Origin of the sequence: Pedobacter chinensis (genome assembly GCF_003339865.1) — a bacterium.
GTDB lineage: Bacteria > Bacteroidota > Bacteroidia > Sphingobacteriales > Sphingobacteriaceae > Pedobacter > Pedobacter chinensis.
On record NZ_QPKV01000003.1, the window covers coordinates 192124 to 206968 of the forward strand.

The window sequence follows — 14845 nt, forward strand, 5'->3', positions numbered from 1 at the left end:
CAGATACAAAATTTGTCAATCCTTTAAATTCCTCCATCATAATCGATACATTTGCCTTTGATGTAAGTTCTTAACTTTATTTTTCATCAACCGATATAGGCTTTACTTAATTGTAGATTAAAAGGGAATCGTGTGCAAATCACGAGCTGTCGCGCAACTGTAAATTCTGTCTTTTTTAAAGACAACGGTTTTATCATTAGGCCACTGTACCTTTAGGTATGGGAAGGCGATAAAATCGGGAATAAGTCAGGAGACCTACCATATATCGAATTGACGGTGCTTTCGCGTTATAGAGCAATTGGTCAGGTCTGATAGGTTCATAATAAAACTAACCCTTTTATTAATTCTGCTTTAAGCCTTTGGCTGATCAGTAGATTTTTTGTGCCCCAACCTTTCCTTTTTGCTTTAAAAGAAATCATTACAAAATATTGCTTTAAGAGCTTTTAAACGATTTATTCACTTAATCTTTAAAAGAAATGCTAACGCAAAATCTGGGCTATCCGCGAATTGGTAGCCACCGGGAATTAAAGAAAATCTGCGAAAATTACTGGGCAGGTAAAACTGGGTACAAAAATGTACTGCAGGTGGGGAGAAATATCCGCCACGAAAACTGGAAACTTCAAAAAGAGGCAGGGATTGATATGATCCCTTCTAACGACTTCTCTTTTTATGATCAGGTATTGGATCATTCTTTAGCTTTTGGCGCAATACCAAAAAGGTATAACGAGGTAATTTTAAGGCAAGGAAATGCTGAACTCGATCTGTATTTTGCAATGGCAAGAGGTTATCAAAAAGATGGTTTGGATATTGTTGCCATGGAAATGACGAAGTGGTTTGATACAAATTATCATTACATTGTTCCTGAATTTTACAAAGACCAGCCTTTTAAGTTATTCTCAACCAAAATTATTGACGAGTTTTATGAGGCTAAACAATTAGGAATCATAACCAAACCTGTTTTAATCGGGCCTGTTTCTTATCTACTGCTGGGAAAAGAAAAAGAAGCTGGTTTTGAAAAAATCGATCTTATTAAAAATCTGCTTCCGGTGTATCTTGATATTTTAAGCCGATTGGATGCCCTGGATGTAGAATACGTACAGTTTGATGAGCCTTTCTTAGCCTTAGATTTAACTGAAAAAGAGCAGAAGGCTTATGAATATGCTTATAAAGAAATTAGAAAAGCTTTCCCGCGGATAAAGTTGGTTTTAGCTACTTATTTTGAGGGTTTGGGTCATAACTTAAACTTGGCCAGCTCATTGCCGGTTCATGTGCTTCATGTTGATTTGGTTCGTGCTGAAGATCAGCTAACAGCGGTCTTAGCTAAAATTAACGATAAAACCATTCTTTCTCTGGGTCTGGTTGATGGAAGAAACATCTGGAAAAATGATTTCGAAAAATCGATTGAAACGATTAATCAGGCCGTTGAAAAATTAGGACAAGAACGGGTGTGGATTGCTCCATCCTGCTCATTAATTCATGTTCCGGTTGATTTAGACAATGAAACCGACGAAAAAAATTTAACGGCCGAAGTAAAACAGTGGCTGGCTTATGCAAAACAAAAAATTGCAGAAGTGGTAAGCCTTAAAAAACTAATCACCAATGAAAGCCCGGCATCTACACTGCAAAAACTTGAAGACAATAAGAAGGCCATAAGCAACAGGAAAACATCCAAATTAATTCATAACCCTGAAGTTAAAGCACGTATTGCAAACCTGAAAAGCGAAGATGCGAATCGCCAAAGTTCTTTTTCATCACGAAAAATAAAACAACAGGCATTAAATTTACCCAAATATGCAACCACCACAATTGGTTCATTTCCACAAACGACTGAGGTAAGAAGCTGGAGAGCTAAATTCAAAAACGGAACTTTTACTGAAGATGAATACAATACTTTGATTGCTGATGAAACCGCTAAAGCTGTAAAATGGCAGGAGGAAATCGATCTTGATGTTTTGGTTCATGGTGAATTTGAACGGAATGATATGGTTGAGTATTTCGGAGAACAGCTGGATGGGTTTGCTTTTTCCAAAAACGGATGGGTACAGAGTTATGGTTCCCGTTGCGTTAAACCTCCTATTATATTTGGCGATGTTTCACGGCCAAAGCCAATGACCGTAAAATGGACAAGCTATGCTCAATCATTAACTTCAAAATATATGAAGGGCATGTTAACCGGACCGGTTACCATTTTGCAGTGGTCTTTTGTTCGGAATGATCAGCCGAGATCAGAAACCTGCACACAAATTGCGTTAGCCATTCGGGATGAGGTTTGTGATTTAGAAAGTGCTGGTATTAAAATCATTCAGATTGATGAGCCTGCCATAAGAGAAGGCTTGCCATTACGCAAAGCCAACTGGCAAAGTTATCTGGATTGGGCGGTTAAAGCTTTCCGTATTTCTGCCAGTGGCGTAAAAGATGAAACACAGATTCACACACACATGTGTTATTCCGAATTTAACGATATCATTCAGCATATCGCCGATATGGATGCCGACGTTATAACGATTGAAACATCCCGGTCGCAAATGGAATTACTTGATGCTTTTGCCGATTTTAAATATCCAAACGAAATAGGTCCCGGAGTTTATGATATCCATTCGCCAAGGGTTCCGAAGCGGGAAGAAATGATTTACCTGCTTAAAAAAGCAAAAGCCGTTATTCCATCAGAACAGCTTTGGGTCAATCCGGATTGCGGATTAAAAACCCGTGGCTGGGATGAAACCAAAAAAGCTTTGATTGAAATGGTTGAAGCCGCAAAGGAAATGCGTAAAACTGAAAACGTTTTAGCAGCTGAGCCGCAGATAAATTAATATTTTTGCCACGAAAACCCGGAAACCACGGAAGAAATGGAATTAAAAAGATTCCGTGCACCTCTGTGTTTTCGTGGCTACATTATTATAAAACCCAATCATGACGTTAGAAGAAAGAATTGAATACTCAAAAACCAGCATTTTTAAAGCGGTATTCCCCAATACAACAAATCATTACGATACCCTTTTCGGTGGAACCGCCATGCATTTAATGGATGAAGTGGCTTTTATTACCGCAACCCGTTTTAGCCGCCAGATTATGGTAACCGTAAGCAGTGATAGAATCGATTTTAAAAAGCCAATCCCTGCTGGAACCATTGTGGAATTAATTGGAAAGGTTAAACATGTGGGAAATACCAGTTTAAAAGTTAATGTAGAGATTTATATCGAACAGATGTACGCTGAGGGCAGAGAACTGGCCGTACACGGCGACTTTACTTTTGTTGCCATTGATGAAAATAAAAAACCTATTCAGGTAATTAAATAACCAGGTAACTTTTGGTGGAAAATATGTAAAAATCATTCCTCATAAACCTTTAGCTTTGAGTTTATGGAGCATCAACATTCAGAAGAAGATTTAAAAAACATTGCCAAACAATTAAGCCACCCCGAAGGTGAACACGGTATTAAAACCGGAGAAGCGATGAATATCAATAATAGCGGAATGATACATTCTGCGATTGACAATTTGAACCTGCAATTCAATGATTATGTTTTAGAAATAGGCCCTGGAAATGGTGCTCATTTGGAATATTTCTTAGGTAAAGAAAAAAACCTCATTTATTTTGGTGTTGATATTTCTAAAACAATGATTGAGCAGGCAAATAAGCTAAATTCCAAATTCGTTGGAAGAGGTGGCTCTGCATTGTTTCATCTTGTTGATGGTTCGATTTTACCCTTTATTACAGAGCAATTCGACAAAATATTTACGGTAAACACCATTTATTTCTGGAAAAATCCTTTGGAATACCTTCAAGAAATTAAACGTGTTTTAAAACCAAAAGGAACATTCGTTTTGTGTTTTGCTGATAAAAGTTTCATGGAAAAACTGCCTTTCACTAAATATGGCTTTACACTGTATGAGCCCGAAGAATTAAAGATGCTTTTATCTTCAGCTGGTTTTGATGTTCAGGAAGTGATCAAAAAAACTGAACAGATTAATAGCAATGCAGATTTTAGGGTTGAAAGAGATTATTACGTGATTTCGGCTTCAAGCAAGGGAGGGTAATTATCAAATTGGGTTATTCGTAAACTCATTTGTCTTTTCCTTCTGCGCCCATTTTGTGGGCATAAATGTTTTCATGCCATAATCATTGCTGTCATCCCTACACAGGTGGGGTCCTAAAGGTAAACAATATCTGAGAAGATCGGCTTGATCTGCGGGAAACCCTTTATCCCGATTCACTTTAATACAAAATCAAATACAAATAAGCATAAACAACTGGTGCGGCCAATAATAAGCCATCAAAACGATCAAGCAAGCCACCGTGGCCAGGCAACAAACCACCACTATCTTTTGTATCTAAACTGCGTTTAAGCATTGATTCCACCAAATCGCCAAGTGTACCAAAACTGGCAATTAAAACGGCCATTCCTGCCCAAACCCAGGCATGACTTTCGGTAAAAATAAAGGACAAAGCAAAACCCACTAAAACGCTGGTGAACATGCCACCAAAAAAACCTTCCCAGCTTTTCTTTGGCGAGTGGCGTTCAAATAGCTTGCGTTTCCCATACTTCACTCCGAAAAGATAAGCACCTGTGTCATTCGCCCAAAGCATCAACAAAAAAGCCAGCGGAAAATGAAAATTATATTCATTCCAATCTTTTAAAAAACCCAGTGCATGGAAAAAGCAAAATGGAATGGTTACATATACAAAACCAACAAATGTATAAGAGATATTAGCGAATGGGATTTTGTTCTTTTTATACAGTTCGCTTATAAAAACGGAAAATATAAGTGGGATGCAAAGCAATAGGTATTTCACATCATATTTCAGATAATGTAAGCCCGCCGCCATTAAAAATATTAAAGCCCCGGCAATTAACCCAATATTTCGATGTGGACGAATACCTGAGTTTTTGATCAATTTGTAGAATTCAAATAATGATAAAACACTTAAAACGAGGTAAAACACGCTAAAGGTATAGCTCCCTAAAAAAATAGAGCCTAGCATTACAATGGTAAAAAAGAAAGCGGTTATTGCCCTGGTTTTCATTTAAGGTTTGGGGTAAAAAGGTGTAAGGTAATTTCGATCCTTAGTCAATTTCATTTTGAACAATATATTCAATGGCTTTATCGAAATCTGATTTGTTTACCAAAACATTAATTTCGCCAATGTTATAAGCCGATAACTGCTTATTCAAAGTAACCGCTGGTATTCCGGCTTCTGTTAATCCTTGCTTTAAAATCTCTGCAGCAAAGGCATCTCTTGTGGTATATACTTTAATCCAATTTTCGCTCACGTTCTGCGCTATCTTTAAAAAATTTAAACAAAGCTATGGTAATTATTGCACTAATTAAATAGCCATGCCAAGGAAAACCAATTGGTTCATCTGCCTTATCTAATGGCATGTTATGTTTCTGCATGTAAAAAGCAGCGCAAACGGCATAAGCATTATTTAAAAAGTGTGCAAACATGGCATACCAAATGCTGCCACTAAAGTAGTACAGATATCCAAAACCAGCACCTAAAAGCATGCGGGGTATAAAGCCATAAAACTGAACATGGATAGCACTAAAAATTATTGCTGATAACCAAATAGCCAAATGAGGATTATTAAATGCTTTGTTTAAAGAACGTTGAACACCTCCACGAAACATGAGTTCTTCGCCTATTGCCGGTAAAACAGCAATCATAATTAAGTTTACCACAAAATCGAAATTACTTCTAACGGTAATAAGTCGAATGGTCATTTTCATCGCAATTTCCTCTTTCTCTTTCATCCATTCTTCAACCGCCTTCAAAAAATCAGGAAGAACCATTTTTTGATTTAATAAAACGGTCCATTCCATAAAAGGCATTGAAACAATCATGATTGATAATACAAGAATGATTAAGAGAAACTGAGGTTTTTTAAAACTGTAAAATTCAGAAACTTTTTTTCGTTCGGTTAAAGCCAATGCCATAGGAGGTAAAATAAAAGTTCCTATGGAACTTAAAATCTGAATGATCTTAAGTCCATCAATATATTTTGGATCTCCAGCTAAAAGCAAATCCAAATTGCTTACCATTCCTAAACCATATATCATCAGAACAATTACGACGGCTAGAACACCAAATATCAATCCGCCGGCTATTGCGTAAAATAAAAGTAAAAGTAATTGTAAGAAAGGATTGATTTCCTCCTTGTGAGGTGTTACAAAATTCATTATTTGTACCTTTGTATGTTTTTATTAATTGTTGAAGATAGAGAATGTCTGTAAAGATAGGAAATATAGATTTAGGTAAGTTCCCATTATTGCTTGCGCCAATGGAAGATGTGAGCGATCCGCCATTTCGTTATGTATGTAAACAAAATGGTGCGGATTTAATGTACACCGAATTTATTTCATCTGAGGGTTTGATTCGTGATGCTGCTAAAAGCAGACAAAAGCTTGATATTTTCGAATATGAAAGGCCTATAGGCATCCAGATTTTTGGTGGCGATATCGATCACATGCGGGAGGCATCGGAAATTGCATCTGCTGCCGGACCAGACCTGGTTGACATTAACTATGGTTGCCCGGTAAAAAACGTGGTTTGCAAGGGAGCCGGTTCCAGTTTGCTTCAGGATATTGATAAAATGGTTAAAATGACTGAAGCTGTTGTTAAAGCATCGCACCTGCCTGTTACTGTTAAAACGCGTTTAGGTTGGGATGATAATACCAAAAATGTTTATGAAGTTGCCGAGCGGCTTCAGGATGTTGGCATTCAGGCCTTAACCATTCACGGCCGTACCCGGGCGCAATTATATAAAGGCGAAGCCGATTGGACCCTCATTCGGGAGATTAAGCGCAATCCAAGAATTAAAATTCCGATTTTTGGAAACGGCGATGTTGATAGTCCTGAAAAAGCTGCAAACTGGCGTATGGAGTATGAGGTTGATGGTATCATGATTGGCCGGGCGGCTATTGGTTACCCATGGATTTTTCGTGAAGTAAAGCATTTTTTCCAAACTGGCGAACACCTGCCAGGCCCTACAATAGAAGAAAGAATTAATGTTTGCCGTACACATCTGGATAAATCGTTGGAATGGAAAGGGCCGAAAACAGGGATTTTTGAAATGCGCAGGCATTACGCAAACTATTTTAAAGGTTTGCCTGATTTTAAACCTTATCGTATGCGTTTAGTGGCCGAACCAGATATTAACAACATTTACAGCATTTTGGAAGAAGTGGCAGAAAAATTTGCAAACTATGATGCCACTAAAGTAATGGCTTGATTTTTGAAATGTTTTTTTTTACATTCGTTACAGATCATGGTTACAGCAATTACAGACGGAGTTAAAGTTTCAGTAGAAACAGTTTACCAACCAGAATATTCAAATCCGGTTAATGAACATTTCATGTTTGCTTACCGCGTAGAAATTTCCAATCTTTCTGATTATGCTGTTCAGCTGATGCGTCGCCAATGGTTCATTTTTGATTCAAACAGTAGCCGCAGGGAAGTAGAAGGAGAGGGTGTTGTTGGCTTACAACCAATTATTCAACCGGGCGAAACGCATGTTTATGTTTCTGGCTGCAACCTCAAAACCGATATGGGTAATATGAGGGGAACTTATCTCATGAAACGTTTAATGGACGATTCAGAATTTGATGTCGATATTCCAGAGTTTCAGCTTATTGCTCCTTACAAGTTAAATTAATTTCAATTTTTGAATTTATTTTTGGAATAGCTTGACTTTCCGGAAAGTACAAGCCATGGATTAAACTGCCAAAGTTTACTCAATGCACCATCCGATAAAACTTCAAAACTCATACCCGTTATTTCGAGGAGGAACAGTGAAGCAATCTTTTATTTTTGCAATTGATGGGGGAATTATAGGAATTACCACTAATGAATTAAGAAATTAAGGTTGGGATACTCCTTAAGTCGGCCAAAATAATGGTATCGAGTTAATGAATTTTCTAAGACAGGTCGTCACTACTCATTATTTGATAGAAAAGATTGCTTCACTCCAATGCACTTGCTACTTCTTCAGTTCATAATGACGAGAACCCTTTAAAAACAAAAGCGGCCAGGAAATCCTCTGCCGCTTTTCGTTTTTCATAGTTAGATCTTAATCTCTGCCTCTGCCAAAAAGCATTGATGCATAATAAAGTAAGTTGGCCAAAGCACCTACAGCGGCAACTACATACGTCATGGCTGCCCACCAAAGTGCATCTTTAGCCTGAATGTTTTCCTCTCGTGTTTGCATTACACCCTGATTATTCTTCAACCAGGTTAAGGCTCTGTTACTGGCATCAAACTCAACCGGAAGGGTAATTATACTAAAAACCGTTACCAGAGCCAAACCAACAACTCCTATCGCTAACACAATTGGCGTTACTGAAAAAACCAGTAACATCACTCCAATCAGCAATACCCATTGCAGCAAATTCGATGATATACTTACCACCGGCACCATCGTACTACGAAGGTTAAGCCAGGTATAAGATTTTGCATGTTGAACCGCATGACCACATTCATGAGCGGCTACTGCTGCTGCTGCAACACTTCTGCTGTAATAAACATCTGTACTTAAATTTACGGTTCTATCTGTTGGATTGTAATGATCTGTTAATTGTCCTTCGGTACTCATCACTTTCACGTCGTATATTCCGTTATCATGTAGCATTCTTTCGGCTACCTCTTTGCCCGATAAACCTGAGCTGAGTTGCATTTCGGCATATCTAGAAAATTTGTTTCTAAAACGCCACTGTACAAACATGCTCAACAACAATACCGGGATGATTAATGCTAAATAAACTCCCATTTCTTTTTTGTATGTTTTTCATTTATCACTATATCAAAAAGCGTTCCTATATTATTTTCAGTTGAAATAATATTACATTTATCATATGTTAAATAATATTTCTTACTGGGAAAAGTCTACATTTTTTAACTTCGATATCATTGTAATAGGGAGTGGAATTGTAGGCTTAAACGCTGCCATTCATCTAAAAAACGTATCTCCTAATTTGAAGATTGCCATACTTGAAGGTGGTTTTCTGCCCTCAGGTGCAAGCACTAAAAATGCTGGTTTTGCTTGCTTTGGCAGCATTTCTGAACTTATTGAACAAGAGAAAAATACAACAACTGATGGTTTAAAATACATCATAGAAAAGCGCTGGAAAGGACTATTAAAACTTCGCCATTTATTAGGCGATAAAACAATTGACTATCAGCCTCTGGGTGGCCACGAATTATTTAAAAATGATGAAAAAGATTTGGCAAGCTTATGTGTATCGAAAATTGAACATTTTAACTATCTGATTAAAGATATTATTGGCAAGCGTGCATTTTATCTAGATAATGATAAGATTGCTTCATTTGGATTTTCGGGTGTGCGCAACATGATTTCAAATCAATACGAAGCACAGATTGATACTGGAAAAATGATGTTTTCTTTAATGAAATATGCCCAACATTTAGGAATTTCAATTTTTAGCAACTGTGAAGTGGATAATATTGACCAGGAAGAAAATATGAAAGTCGTTTCTTCGAAACAAGGGAAATTCAAATGCAGGAAATTAATTGTTGCCACAAATGCCTTTATCAAAACATTAATCCCATCCATTGAATTATCGCCGGGAAGAGGACAAGTATTAATTACCAAACCAATTTCAGGTTTAAAAGTTAAAGGCACTTTTCACTATGATAAAGGTTATTACTATTTTAGAAATATTAACAATCGGGTTTTATTAGGTGGAGGAAGAAACATTGATTTCAAAGCTGAAGAAACCACTCAATTCGGACAAACGGAATCAGTTCAGCTGGCTTTGGAAAATTTGCTGCGAACGATAATATTACCCAATCAGAACTTCGAAATTGATTTGAGATGGAGTGGAATTATGGCTTTTGGAAAACAACTTGAGCCCTTTATAGCAGAAGTGGAAGAAAATGTTTTCTGCGCGACAAGATGCAACGGCATGGGCGTAGCCATTGGTTCACAAACAGGAGAAGATTTAGCTAATCTGGTTATAAAATCAGGTATTTAATTGAGTGTTGCGATCATTTTTTGAACTTTTTCTGCATAACTTTCATTAGGTACAATCCACCTCTTCACTTCATTTTCCCAATGTTTTAATTTATCCTTGTTCATTAATTTATAATATTGGAATGCGATATTATATGCCATATCTGCTTTCGCTGTTTCATCAATACATTCTTTCAGGGCATAATAATACATTTCTTCAGCCTGTTTAAGCTGGTTTGAGTTGGTTTGTTTAAAAACGAGTGATTTGTACAACTCGCAATTGGTTTGCCGGGCAGCAGAGAGATCAGAAATCGCTTCGTATAAATAAAATTCGGTCAAAGTCTGCCTTTTTTCGCCATTGTATGCATAGTAATATTCCTTATTTAAACCCGGGTATTTCCGATCTATCTTCTTAACCTTATTGAGATAGGTTAAAGCTTTTTTTGTATCTCCCCACGCATTATACATGCTTCCTAATCTGAACAGTCTGTCTACATTTAAATCATCCGTTCTGTATAAGGCAAGCCAATCAGGTTTTTCACTTACACCTATTTCTGTAAGTCTGTTGCTTGGGATTATTGCGGCTAAAACCGTGCTCGGTCCTCTCAACCTGATCATTTTATTTTTTTCTTTTCTTGCCAGATAGTGTGACGAAATATCTATGCTGAACGTTCCTTCCAGGTTAAATGTTAAACCAGCAGAATTATCCAGATAAACAAAGCCATAATAGTAGTTTATGGAGTCGCCGGCTGGTACTGCAATCCATTTATCTTCGCAATCAAGCAATCGCTGATTGAATTTTAAATCGCTTTGTGCTTTTACTCCAAGTGAGAAAAACACAAGAAGGGCAAATAAAGGTTTCATAAAGAAGAAATTTGTGTGTTATTTAAAGATAACGGTTTTATTTCCACTAACAAAAACACGATCTTCAAAAATAAGTTCCAATGCCTCCAATAATACTTTTTTCTCAATTTCCTTTCCTGCCCTAACCATATCTTTCACACTAAAATTATGGTCGATATGGGTGGTATGCTGAGTTATGATCGGACCTTCATCTAAATGATCAGTAACGAAATGAGCCGTAGCTCCTATAATTTTTACACCACGTTCAAACGCTTGTTTGTAAGGATTGGCACCAATAAAAGCAGGCAAAAATGAATGGTGTATATTAATCACTTTTCCTGCATAATCTTTAACAAAATCGGCAGAAAGAATTCTCATGAATTTGGCGAGCACCAGATAATCCAAATCAAAATGGTTCAGTATTTCCTTAATTTCAGCTTCAAATTGCGCCTTTTCTTTATTATTATGATCTACGAAAAAATAAGGAATTCCCAGCTTTTCGCTAAAATTGCGAAGCGATTCATAATTACCAATTACACATTGAACATTTGCACCAAGCGTTTTAAACTGATTTTTAATTAAAATTTCTGCTAAACAATGATATTCTTTTGTAACCAATACTGCAATTTGTTTTTCTTTTCGCGTAATTACATTTACCTCAGCTGCATCGGGTAAAGTTTCCAGTAATTTTTCTTCCAGTAAATTGGTATCCTTTAATTCTCCTGTACAGGCAATGCGTGTAAAAAAAGCTTTATTGGCTTCATCTACAAATTCACGCATTGCGATAATATTTAATTGATGAGCTGCAAGAATCCGGGTAATGTTGGTCACCAACCCTACCTGATCTGGACAGGAAATGAGAATTGTTAATTCATTCATTATTAATATTTAAAACCCAATGATAAAGAATTTTGATCACTTAACATATAAAAAATATGCTGCAGATTCGCAGATTGAAATGTAATTACGCTTTTAATCTGAGTTTGATATTTATTCTTTAAAATCAATAATCTGCTAATCTGCGGCTAACTTCTAAATCGAATACAATATGCCGCAGATTAAAAAATCTAATTAACCTTAACCTGTTTAATATTATTAAAAGTCAAAACCAATAATTTGCTAATCTGCGGCTAACTTCTAAATCAATTTGCAAAATATTTTGGTAATTCTGTTTTAAATTTCGATTTTTACTAAATTTTTTATCATTATGGAAATTGCTGCAATCGGGCTTCTTTTTATTATTTTATTGGTTTTGGTTTTACTTTTCTTTAAAAAACCTCAATCATCTATATCCTTAATTTCGATGGAGGATTTTGAAAAGACCAAAGCAGAAAATGATACTTTAAAAATTAGCTTAGCAAAAGCAGATGAGCGGGTTTCTAATCTGGCTACTGAGAAAGAGCACATTACCATTTTACTTAAACAAGAACAGCAGCGCCTGATTGAAGAGTTGCAAGCCGAACGCGATCGCCTGGCTGATGCCAATAGAGAATTGGAAAGCACCCGCTCTTTTTACCTGGCTGAAAAGGAAAAATTAGCGGATCAAAAAGCAAGTTTTGAGCAATCGCAGGAAAAATTGAATAAAGATTTTGAGCTCATTGCCAATAAAATTTTAGAAGAAAAATCAACTAAATTTATTGAGCAAAACAGAACAAACCTGGATATCATTTTAAATCCCTTAAAAGAAAATATTAAAGCTTTTGAAGATAAGGTAGAAAAAGTTTACAAGGCTGAATCTGATGAGCGGAACACTTTAAAGGGTGTCATTTCTTTATTGATGGATCAAAGTAAGCAAATTCAGGAAGATGCCAACAACCTGACAAAAGCTTTAAAAGGCGATAGTAAGAAACAGGGAAATTGGGGCGAAGTCATTTTAGAAAAGGTTTTAGAACGTTCTGGTTTAGTCCGGGATCAGGAATATCGCATTCAGGCTTCGCTAATATCCGCCGAAGGCGGTCGCTACCAACCGGATGTGGTAATCGATTTGCCGGATGATAAACATCTTGTTGTCGACGCTAAGGTATCGTTAGTTGCTTATGAACGTTCTGTATCGGCCGAGACTGATGAAGAGCGTGATGGCTTTATAAAAGCTCATTTGGCTTCGATTAAAAATCATATTCAGGAGCTGTCTTCAAAAAATTATCACGATTTATATAAAATCAACTCTCCTGATTTCGTATTGCTCTTTGTTCCGATAGAATCTTCTTTCAGTATTGCGGTTCAAAAGGATGCCGAATTGTTCAATTTTGCATGGGATAGAAGGGTAGTCATTGTGAGTCCTTCTACTTTGCTTGCAACCTTGCGCACCATTGCCAGTATGTGGAAACAAGAAAGACAAAATAGAAATGTAATGGAAATTGCCCGCTTAAGCGGTAGCATGTACGATAAGTTTGTAGGTTTTATTGCCGACATGGAAAATATTGGCAGGCATCTCAAAAATGGTCAGGATGCTTATGATAAAGCACTCAATAAATTATCGGTAGGTTCCGGAAATTTAACCAATACGTCTGAGAAAATTAAACGACTTGGAGCCAAAGCAACCAAACAAATTGATTTGAAGTATCTGGATGAGGAGTAAGACTGCGTTTCGGTAGGTGTGACACCTACCGGTAAGGAAATATTTATCTTAAACCTTCAGCACAGGCCCTCAGAATACAGTCGAGAAGGCCTTTCAGCCTACGAAGCAATCTGTTTTGCCGTTGAAATCCCAATTGCAGTATTGAAAAGATTGCTTCACTCCAACGCACATACCTTTTCTTCAGTTCGCAATGACGGGAGTTTCACTAAAGTTTATCTTAAACCTTTAGTATGTGGTTAGCAGACTGCCGTCATTGCTTTTTGGTTAAGGCAACAATGAGTATGTGTATTTACTTCTTAAAAGCATTCCAACCCTGTGCTTTTAATTCGTGTACATTATTCGATTTCGAAACCATTTTGCATCCGGAATTTTTATCGGTAACATGCCCAATCACAGTAATATCCACATCATGTTTCAGTTTCTTATAATCTTCCTGGCTGATCGTGAATAACAATTCATAATCCTCACCACCACTTAAAGCACAAACTGTTGGATCTAAGCCCAATTCCCGGGCAGTTTCATAAGTCATCGGATCTAAAGGAATTTTCTCTTCGTAAATCGTAATTCCTTTATCACTTTCAGTCGCCAGGTGTAAAATTTCTGAAGCCAAACCATCTGAAACATCAATCATTGAAGTGGGTTTAATTCCCATTTCATCCAAAAGTGCCACAATATCCATACGGGCTTCCGGTTTCAATTGTCTTTCAATGATATAATCCTTACCTTCTAAATCAGGTTGAATCTGAGGGTTTTCAAGATAAATCAGTTTCTCTCTTTCGAGAATTTGAAGTCCGACATAAGCGCCACCTAAATCGCCGGAAACACAAAGCAAATCATGTTCCTGAGCACCGTTTCTGTAGGTTACACTTTCTGCATCAGCATAGCCTATACTGGTAATACTGATAACCAAGCCTTGCTTACTTGCCGAAGTATCACCACCAATTAAATCAATGTTGTACTTATTGCAAGCGAGTTCTATTCCTTTATAAATTTCTTCAACGGCCTCTAATGGGAATTTGCTCGATAAACCCAGTGATACTGTGATCTGGCTTGCTTTTCCATTCATTGCATAAATATCACTCAAGTTAACTTGTACCGCTTTATAGCCTAAATGCATCAGCGGGACATAGGCCAGATCAAAGTGAATTCCTTCCAATAATAAATCTGTCGAAATTAGGGTTTGCTTTCCTTTGCTATCTAAAACAGCGGCATCGTCGCCAACCCCTTTTACCGAAAAATCATTTTTAATTTTAAAATTAGTGGTTAAGTGTTTGATCAATCCAAACTCCCCTAATTCATTAATATCTGTACGTTCTTTATTTTCAAACATATGTTGTAGTAGGGGCGAAGCCCCCGATTTTTTTTAAATTAAATATCATTCTGAACGCAGTGAAGACCACAAAGCAGCTACGAAATAAATCTCTAACCGATAAAACGCCAAACCAAAGTTTTGTGG

The 14845-nt window shown here is 36.9% G+C and carries 14 protein-coding genes and 1 riboswitch; of the genes, 7 read left to right on the forward strand and 7 right to left on the reverse strand.

What is annotated here, in order from left to right; all coding sequences use genetic code 11:
* The first annotated feature begins 80 nt into the window (after positions 1-80).
* Positions 81-278: riboswitch (cobalamin riboswitch) on the forward strand.
* 198 nt (positions 279-476) lie between these two features.
* From metE to DU508_RS06180, 3 genes are all read left to right on the forward strand, one after another.
* Positions 477-2810, forward strand: a complete 2334-nt coding sequence (gene metE, locus DU508_RS06170) for a 5-methyltetrahydropteroyltriglutamate--homocysteine S-methyltransferase (protein WP_115401972.1) — start codon at positions 477-479, stop codon at positions 2808-2810.
* 100 nt (positions 2811-2910) lie between these two features.
* On the forward strand, positions 2911-3297 hold the full coding sequence (locus DU508_RS06175; protein ID WP_115401973.1) for an acyl-CoA thioesterase: 387 nt from the start codon (positions 2911-2913) through the stop codon (positions 3295-3297).
* 63 nt (positions 3298-3360) lie between these two features.
* Positions 3361-4038 carry a class I SAM-dependent methyltransferase gene (locus tag DU508_RS06180; protein ID WP_115401974.1) on the forward strand — a complete coding sequence of 226 codons (678 nt, stop codon included), beginning with the start codon at positions 3361-3363 and terminating at the stop codon, positions 4036-4038.
* Between the two features lie 178 nt (positions 4039-4216).
* On the opposite strand, the gene DU508_RS06185 is transcribed toward DU508_RS06180, so the two are convergent.
* Genes DU508_RS06185 through DU508_RS06195 form a run of 3 tightly spaced genes read right to left on the reverse strand, consistent with a single transcriptional unit; the run spans position 4217 to position 6180 of the window.
* The gene (locus DU508_RS06185) at positions 4217-5026 is read right to left on the reverse strand and encodes a phosphatidate cytidylyltransferase (RefSeq protein WP_115401975.1); all 810 of its coding nucleotides are present in this window, start codon (positions 5024-5026) and stop codon (positions 4217-4219) included.
* Positions 5027-5066: 40 nt separating this feature from the next.
* On the reverse strand, positions 5067-5273 hold the full coding sequence (locus DU508_RS06190) for a putative signal transducing protein (protein WP_158542130.1): 207 nt from the start codon (positions 5271-5273) through the stop codon (positions 5067-5069).
* Positions 5254-6180: a CPBP family intramembrane glutamic endopeptidase gene (locus DU508_RS06195; protein ID WP_115401977.1), complete on the reverse strand. Its 927-nt coding sequence runs from the start codon at positions 6178-6180 to the stop codon at positions 5254-5256. The genes DU508_RS06190 and DU508_RS06195 overlap by 20 nt, the downstream gene beginning before the upstream one ends.
* 44 nt (positions 6181-6224) lie before the next feature.
* On the opposite strand from DU508_RS06195, the gene dusB reads away from it, so the two are divergent.
* The gene (gene dusB / locus DU508_RS06200) at positions 6225-7232 is read left to right on the forward strand and encodes a tRNA dihydrouridine synthase DusB (protein WP_115401978.1); all 1008 of its coding nucleotides are present in this window, start codon (positions 6225-6227) and stop codon (positions 7230-7232) included.
* Positions 7233-7268: 36 nt separating this feature from the next.
* Positions 7269-7655, forward strand: coding sequence for a Co2+/Mg2+ efflux protein ApaG (apaG, locus tag DU508_RS06205; RefSeq protein WP_115401979.1), 387 nt, complete (start codon positions 7269-7271; stop codon positions 7653-7655).
* Positions 7656-8069: 414 nt separating this feature from the next.
* Here apaG and DU508_RS06210 read toward each other — a convergent pair whose 3' ends face one another.
* Complete coding sequence (locus DU508_RS06210; protein ID WP_115401980.1) at positions 8070-8765, reverse strand: zinc metallopeptidase; 696 nt, start codon at positions 8763-8765, stop codon at positions 8070-8072.
* Positions 8766-8850: 85 nt separating this feature from the next.
* Between DU508_RS06210 and DU508_RS06215 the strand changes: the two genes are divergently transcribed.
* The gene (locus tag DU508_RS06215; protein ID WP_115401981.1) at positions 8851-9990 is read left to right on the forward strand and encodes an NAD(P)/FAD-dependent oxidoreductase; all 1140 of its coding nucleotides are present in this window, start codon (positions 8851-8853) and stop codon (positions 9988-9990) included.
* On the opposite strand, the gene DU508_RS06220 is transcribed toward DU508_RS06215, so the two are convergent.
* Positions 9987-10832: a hypothetical protein gene (locus DU508_RS06220; protein WP_115401982.1), complete on the reverse strand. Its 846-nt coding sequence runs from the start codon at positions 10830-10832 to the stop codon at positions 9987-9989. The two genes, DU508_RS06215 and DU508_RS06220, sit on opposite strands and share 4 nt — an antisense overlap.
* A gap of 18 nt (positions 10833-10850) precedes the next feature.
* Complete coding sequence (gene purU, locus DU508_RS06225) at positions 10851-11690, reverse strand: formyltetrahydrofolate deformylase (RefSeq protein ID WP_115401983.1); 840 nt, start codon at positions 11688-11690, stop codon at positions 10851-10853.
* 328 nt (positions 11691-12018) lie between these two features.
* On the opposite strand from purU, the gene DU508_RS06230 reads away from it, so the two are divergent.
* Complete coding sequence (locus DU508_RS06230) at positions 12019-13389, forward strand: DNA recombination protein RmuC (protein WP_115401984.1); 1371 nt, start codon at positions 12019-12021, stop codon at positions 13387-13389.
* A gap of 289 nt (positions 13390-13678) precedes the next feature.
* Here the strand turns inward: DU508_RS06230 and thiL are convergent, their stop codons facing one another.
* The gene (thiL, locus tag DU508_RS06235; RefSeq protein ID WP_115401985.1) at positions 13679-14719 is read right to left on the reverse strand and encodes a thiamine-phosphate kinase; all 1041 of its coding nucleotides are present in this window, start codon (positions 14717-14719) and stop codon (positions 13679-13681) included.
* Positions 14720-14845 lie beyond the last annotated feature (126 nt).

Bases quoted from the DNA above. Each gene is read 5' to 3' on its own strand.
- metE (WP_115401972.1), top strand. From the start codon at position 477: ATGCTAACGCAAAATCTGGGCTATCCGCGAATTGGTAGCCACCGGGAA.
- DU508_RS06175 (WP_115401973.1), top strand. From the start codon at position 2,911: ATGACGTTAGAAGAAAGAATTGAATACTCAAAAACCAGCATTTTTAAA.
- DU508_RS06180 (WP_115401974.1), top strand. From the start codon at position 3,361: ATGGAGCATCAACATTCAGAAGAAGATTTAAAAAACATTGCCAAACAA.
- DU508_RS06185 (WP_115401975.1), bottom strand. From the start codon at position 5,026: ATGAAAACCAGGGCAATAACCGCTTTCTTTTTTACCATTGTAATGCTA.
- DU508_RS06195 (WP_115401977.1), bottom strand. From the start codon at position 6,180: ATGAATTTTGTAACACCTCACAAGGAGGAAATCAATCCTTTCTTACAA.
- dusB (WP_115401978.1), top strand. From the start codon at position 6,225: ATGTCTGTAAAGATAGGAAATATAGATTTAGGTAAGTTCCCATTATTG.
- apaG (WP_115401979.1), top strand. From the start codon at position 7,269: ATGGTTACAGCAATTACAGACGGAGTTAAAGTTTCAGTAGAAACAGTT.
- DU508_RS06210 (WP_115401980.1), bottom strand. From the start codon at position 8,765: ATGGGAGTTTATTTAGCATTAATCATCCCGGTATTGTTGTTGAGCATG.
- DU508_RS06215 (WP_115401981.1), top strand. From the start codon at position 8,851: ATGTTAAATAATATTTCTTACTGGGAAAAGTCTACATTTTTTAACTTC.
- DU508_RS06220 (WP_115401982.1), bottom strand. From the start codon at position 10,832: ATGAAACCTTTATTTGCCCTTCTTGTGTTTTTCTCACTTGGAGTAAAA.
- purU (WP_115401983.1), bottom strand. From the start codon at position 11,690: ATGAATGAATTAACAATTCTCATTTCCTGTCCAGATCAGGTAGGGTTG.
- DU508_RS06230 (WP_115401984.1), top strand. From the start codon at position 12,019: ATGGAAATTGCTGCAATCGGGCTTCTTTTTATTATTTTATTGGTTTTG.
- thiL (WP_115401985.1), bottom strand. From the start codon at position 14,719: ATGTTTGAAAATAAAGAACGTACAGATATTAATGAATTAGGGGAGTTT.